5 protein-coding genes are annotated in these 5,631 nt (G+C 59.6%); 2 read left to right on the top strand and 3 right to left on the bottom strand.

Annotated elements, in window-relative coordinates:
• The first annotated feature begins 284 nt into the window (after window positions 1-284).
• Together AU465_RS33385 and AU465_RS33390 are read left to right on the top strand one after the other, a co-directional pair.
• Window positions 285-521, top strand: coding sequence for a hypothetical protein (locus AU465_RS33385; RefSeq protein ID WP_376774934.1), 237 nt, complete (start codon window positions 285-287; stop codon window positions 519-521).
• A 108-nt stretch (window positions 522-629) separates the two neighbouring features.
• Window positions 630-1,844 carry an NAD(P)/FAD-dependent oxidoreductase gene (locus tag AU465_RS33390; RefSeq protein ID WP_192257321.1) on the top strand — a complete coding sequence of 405 codons (1,215 nt, stop codon included), beginning with the start codon at window positions 630-632 and terminating at the stop codon, window positions 1,842-1,844.
• A 97-nt stretch (window positions 1,845-1,941) separates the two neighbouring features.
• On the opposite strand, the gene katE is transcribed toward AU465_RS33390, so the two are convergent.
• The 3 genes from katE to AU465_RS33405 form a co-directional block, all read right to left on the bottom strand.
• Window positions 1,942-4,053 (bottom strand): catalase, encoded by a 2,112-nt coding sequence (katE, locus tag AU465_RS33395; protein ID WP_192257323.1) that lies wholly within the window; start codon window positions 4,051-4,053, stop codon window positions 1,942-1,944.
• Between the two features lie 82 nt (window positions 4,054-4,135).
• A complete protein-coding gene (locus AU465_RS33400) occupies window positions 4,136-4,738 on the bottom strand; it encodes a general stress protein (RefSeq protein WP_192257325.1) in 603 nt (200 codons plus the stop codon).
• 23 nt (window positions 4,739-4,761) lie between these two features.
• Complete coding sequence (locus AU465_RS33405; protein ID WP_192257327.1) at window positions 4,762-5,457, bottom strand: DUF4142 domain-containing protein; 696 nt, start codon at window positions 5,455-5,457, stop codon at window positions 4,762-4,764.
• Window positions 5,458-5,631: the final 174 nt, after the last annotated feature.

A 5,631-nucleotide genomic window follows, 5' to 3' on the forward strand; every position in this document is an offset into this window, starting at 1 on the left:
CGATTCAGGCTTCGTTTGCGAAAGAGCCTGACTTCTTCAACAGCCTGCTAGACGATCCAACCACGTGTTGTTTCTGCTGCGGAGCCCGCAGTCATGGCTTCGAGAGTTGCCCGAAGTCGACGCAAGGCAGGTGGAGACGGCCCGAGATCTTCGCGTCAGAGAATACCGATGCCCTTCAGAGGAAACTGGATGAATTTGGGCGCTCGCAGCGGGTATCCGAGTGAACCGAGTCCTGTTTCTCATCGCTGATTTTTGGGGCGCCCCCCGGGTTTTACTTCGTTCTGATGGCCATGGTCCTTTGCACGTTGCTTGTGCCGCTCGGGTTGACCAAGGTCGTCACCTATGCCTTGTCAGTCGCCGCTATTATCATAACCGGGGTCGTTCTGATCCAAGGATATCGCGACACGTTGGCCATTCATGCCAAACTCGACGAGATCATCATCGCTCTTGATGAGACAAGGAATGACGTCGTTGGACTCGAACACAACCGCATGAAATCGACGAGAAGCTCGCTGAAATAGAGGCCGAGGCGAAGACAGGCTAGGCGGTTTGGGCGGCGAGCGATGCCCGCTGATCGAGTAGCGATCGGCGGGCTTTCGCGATGGCCGTCGCACAGAGCGGAGGGTGCATTGGCCCGCAAACTCGACCTCAGAAGCGGCCGGCCGGTTTGGTTCGCCTATCGCGCTCCACCTGTCCGAGTGGGAAGGCTGACACGAGATGTAAAGAGCGAGGTGCTGGTCGTAGGGATGGGCATCAGCGGCGCCATGATGGCGGAAGCGCTGGCGCGCGCGGGCCATGGCGTGATGTGCATCGATCGACGTGGCCCGCTCCTCGGATCAACCTCGGCGACGACGGCTCTGGTGCAGTTCGAACTTGATCAGCCGCTGGTCAAACTTTCCGCGATCAAGGGCAAGCTCGACGCCGCGCGCGCATGGCGGCGCTCGCGCCTGGCGGTAATCAATCTTCGCGGGCGGATCGCCGAACTCGGCATCAATTGCAACCTCGCCAGCGCGCCTTCACTCTATCTGGCGGGCAATATGCTGGGACCGGCGGAATTGCGCGCCGAAGGCAACGCACGCCGGCAGGCCGGGATCGCCGCGACCTATCTGACCCGCCAGTCCCTAGTGGACAGGTTCGGAATCGATCGCGACGCAGCCATCCTCAGCCACGATAACATTGCGCTCGACCCGCGCAAGCTCGCGGCAGGACTGCTGCTAAGGGCGCTGGCGCGGAAGGCACGTTTTTATGCACCAGTGCAGGCGACCGAGATCGAGCACAGTCGCGATGAGGTTGTTGTCAAAACCAGTCTCGGTCCGACGATCTCGGCACGACATCTAGTGCTGGCAACTGGTTATGAGCTGACCGACGTCATCCCGCAGACCGCGCACAGCATCGTTTCAACCTGGGCGATCGCCACGGCCCGCCAGCCAAAAGACCTATGGCCTGCGGCTGCTCTGCTGTGGGAGGCATCGGAGCCCTATCTTTACATTCGGACAACGGCGGACGGCCGGGTCATTTGTGGCGGTGAGGACGAGGATTTCACCGATGAAGAGCATCGCGATACATTGATCGCCGATAAGGCCCAGCGCCTGGCGGCCAAACTGGGCCATCTGCTCCCAAAGCTGAACACCAGACCGGAATTTGCATGGACCGGCTCCTTCGGCACCACGACCTCCGGCCTGCCCTATATCGGCACCCTGCCCCGCCACCCTCGCATCCACGCCGTGATGGGCTATGGCGGCAATGGCATCACCTTCTCTCAGATCGCTTCCGAGATGGTTTCATCCGCGATTGGTGGGCTCGAGGACATCGACGCGGAGCTGTTTGCATTCAGCGGCTCCTAGGTAGGAGCATAGGCGACAAACTGGACGGCCTCACTCGCCAGCAGGGCCCCCAAAATTGGCACCTCCGTTGACGCGACATCGACGCTCAAGTTTCTTTTCAAAGCTTAACCCCCGGTTCCCTTCCCCACAGACGCAGCTTGCGGCAGGAATGCACAAAGGTGTTTATCCCTTCCGACCCGTCAAGCGGTATGAGCCCTTCGTCTGAATCAACTTCAACCCCGGCTTTGACAAAGAGCGGGGAGGAAGAGGGCACAAAGGCGATGAACTTGAGGTGGGCGAAGGCGTCAGCAACAAAGTCTCGCGCAGCAGACTCTTCGGCTAGCCTGTCTGCACCCTCTTCCGACAGCAGGACAGCCACGGCATCGAACAGGACCGAGGGCCCGCCGTCGATCATGTGCCGGGCTTCGATCCAGCTTCCATCCCAAGCTTCGACGCCCCCGACTTTCGGAGCAATCACCTCCATCGTGGCACCTTCCTTCTCGATCGCAGTCTGAAGCTTCTTCAGCAACCCCGCATCGACGCCCGAACTGATCAGAACGCCAACCTTGCGCCCCGCGAAACTGTTCGGTCCATTCTCGATGATGCTGAGCGCCGGGGACGGATCGAGATCGTCTCTTGGCGCCACAGCGGCATCCGCGGGCTTGGGCATTTTTTGGATGCCAAGCTTGTCGGCGACGGTTACGGCCAATCCCTCGTCGATGTTGATAAGATGAGCGACCATTCGCTCACGGATTACGGGCGTCTCGACCTTGCTCAGCTCGAAAGTCAAAGCCATCGCGATATGCCGTTGTTCAGGTGGCGTCTGGCTGTTGAAGAACTGCCGCGCTTGGCTGTAGTGGTCGGCGAAACTTTCGGCCCGCAGGCGGACCTTTTGACCTTCCTCCGCATCGGCGAAGGAGCGAAACCCGGGCTCTGGCGACTCACGCGGGCCTTCTCCGAAGGAGTTTGGCTGATAGTTCGTCCTGCCAGTCGGATTGCGCATCGCCATATGTCCATCCTGCTGGAAATGATGGAACGGGCACTTTGGCGCGTTGATCGGAATATGCGTGAAGTTCGGGCTGCCGAGTCGCTTTAGCTGCGTGTCGAGATACGAGAAGTTGCGGCCTTGCAGCAATGGATCGTTGGAGAAGTCGACGCCGGGCGGCACGTTCTGCGTCATGAAGGCAACCTGCTCGGTTTCGGCAAAGAAATTGTCGGGCATGCGGTTGAGCACCAGTCGGCCAACCGCTATAGGCTCAAGCTCTTCCTCCGGAATTATCTTCGTCGGGTCGAGCACATCGAAGGCGAAACTGTCAGCAAATTCCTGGTCGAAAAGCTGAACCCTGAGTTCCCATTCCGGGAAATTGCCGGACTGGATTGCCTGCCAAAGATCGCGGCGATGAAAGTCCGGATCGGCGCCGTTGATCTTGACCGCCTCGTTCCAGACCACCGACTGCAGTCCGAGCTTCGGCTTCCAATGAAACTTGACGAAGGTGGACTCGTCCTTGGCGTTGAGGAAGCGAAACGTGTGCACGCCAAAACCTTCCATGAAGCGGAAGGAGCGCGGGATCGCCCGGTCCGACATGACCCACATGATCATGTGCATCGATTCCGGTGTCAGCGAGATGAAGTCCCAGAAGTTGTCATGCGCGGACTGGGCTTGGGGAAAAGCCCGGTCAGGCTCCTCCTTGACGGCATGGACCATGTCCGGAAACTTGATCGCATCCTGGATGAAGAAGACCGGTATGTTGTTGCCGACGATGTCCCAGTTTCCTTCCTTTGTATAAAGCTTGACCGCGAAGCCGCGGACGTCGCGGGCGAGATCGAACGAACCCTTGGAACCGGCAACGGTAGAGAACCGAACGAAGGCAGGAGTTCGCTCGCCGGCGCGCTGAAAGATGTCGGCGCGCGTGTATTTGGCGAGCGAGTCGTAGGTCTCGAAGAAGCCGTGCGCCCCATAGCCGCGGGCGTGCACGACCCGCTCGGGTATCCGTTCATGGTCGAAGTGGAAGATCTTCTCGCGGAAATGGAAGTCTTCAAGAACCGTCGGGCCGCGCTCGCCGATCCTCAGCGAGTTCTGGTCATCCGAGACCGGCCCGCCCTGGGCTGTGGTCAAGACATCCCTCTCGGATTCGGCAAGTTGATGCAGTTCCCCACCTGCACCTCTCGACAATGTCTGATCGTGGATGACGGCCGTTTTGCCGTCGCTGCGACGTGGTGCCTTGGCCATTGCTAATTTCCTTAAAGGGTTGTGACGCGTTCTGGGGAGCAAAGGCGCGGACCCACCGCCTTTCGGCGATGGATCCTGAAGGTTAAATGCGATTGCTGTTGCGCACGCGATCGCGTTCGATCTCGTCAGGGGTGTAGTTCTCAGCCTCGGCGTCGAACCCCGTCCAGCCACCGGCCTCGTAGACACTGCGGCGTTCTTCGAGATTTACCGAGCCGGTTTGGCCGAGTATTCGCCGGGCGTCGCCAGCAAGCTGATCGTCGACCTTGGCCGTCACCAGCGTTCCGCCGCGGCGCACGCCCTCAGCATAGACATGGGCATCTCTTTCGGAGACGTCAGATTCGGTGAGAGCTCCGACAATCCCGCCGGCAGCCCCGCCGACCACCGCGCCGCCTAAGGCGCCGACCGCGGTAGCGGCCAACCATCCGGCGGCCACCACAGGGCCGACGCCCGGAATGGTCATGATACCGAGCCCCGTCAGCAGACCGCCGGCACCGCCGAGGACGGCACCCACCCCGGCGCCGCCGGCTGCATCCTCAGCAGCCTTGGAACTGTCTTTGTCGTACCAGTCCGTCGAATTGTTGGCGACAATGCTAATATCGGAATTCGGAATGCCGCTTGCCTCCAGTTCGCCGACGGCATCGGAAGCGTCATCGTAATTGTCGAATAGTCCGGTCACGGTCTTCATGTTCTTGAACTCCAATTCTTTGTTCAGTTTGTGCCGGCAACGACGTTGCCTTGATAGTCTAGAGCAACGGCTATCTTCTTGCCGTCCTTGGTCGCCTGACCGCGCCAGATCCCCTGATCGTCCTTTGTCAGCGCGGACACTTCCGAGAAGCCGGCATCCTGGATGCGGCTCTTGGCCTGGTCCTCGGTGAAGCTGTTCGCGCCCGGCGCTGGAGCGGCCGGATTTGCGGTATCGGTTGTGGTGACGGCAGGGGTTGTCGAGCTCGTGGAAGACGTGTCGTGCGTGGTGGAAGCGATCTTCTCGATCATTTCCTGGTGCATCTTGAGCGTCGGTACGGTCTCCTGGGCGAATGTCTTCAATTGCGCATTGTCGCCATCCTTGGCGTAGCTCTCGAACAGCTTGACTGCGTCCGCGTGTGCGTCACGCTGCATCTGGACATAGGACTTATCTATGGGGTCCTTGGCGGTCTGCAGAGCTTCGAGATCGCTCCTATGCTTGGCATTCAGCTCTGTCGGCACCTTCAGCTTCTGTTTGCCAGCAATCGTTTCGAGCTTAGCATTGGCCGCGCCATGATCGTCGATCATCTTCTGCGCGAAATCCTTCACGCTCCGATTCTGGATTTTGCCTTCGGCGATCTTGCTCGAGTCGACCTCGAACATGCGTCCGGCAGCGGCCTTGTCGATAAACTCGTCTGCGGCGAAGGCTGGCAGCGCAAACATCAGGCTGTGGCTGTAGCCAGGGAAGCTCGAAGCAGACGGTTTTTCATGGAGAGATTCCTTGTTCCTTGGCGCCCATTGTGCTGTGAGCTTAACAAGCACCCTCCGTCTTTGTTCCCGGCGCTATTCAGCTAGGGTCAGGACTCATTGATCCAGAAGATGAAGGCTGCAGCGAAG

It is taken from the genome of Mesorhizobium silamurunense, from assembly GCF_014843905.1.
Lineage (GTDB): Bacteria > Pseudomonadota > Alphaproteobacteria > Rhizobiales > Rhizobiaceae > Mesorhizobium > Mesorhizobium silamurunense.

What these genes read in the sequence shown, in the direction of transcription:
- AU465_RS33385 (WP_376774934.1), top strand. Translation starts at nt 285, where the DNA reads ATGGCCATGGTCCTTTGCACGTTGCTTGTGCCGCTCGGGTTGACCAAG.
- katE (WP_192257323.1), bottom strand. Translation starts at nt 4,053, where the DNA reads ATGGCCAAGGCACCACGTCGCAGCGACGGCAAAACGGCCGTCATCCAC.
- AU465_RS33400 (WP_192257325.1), bottom strand. Translation starts at nt 4,738, where the DNA reads ATGAAGACCGTGACCGGACTATTCGACAATTACGATGACGCTTCCGAT.
- AU465_RS33405 (WP_192257327.1), bottom strand. Translation starts at nt 5,457, where the DNA reads ATGTTTGCGCTGCCAGCCTTCGCCGCAGACGAGTTTATCGACAAGGCC.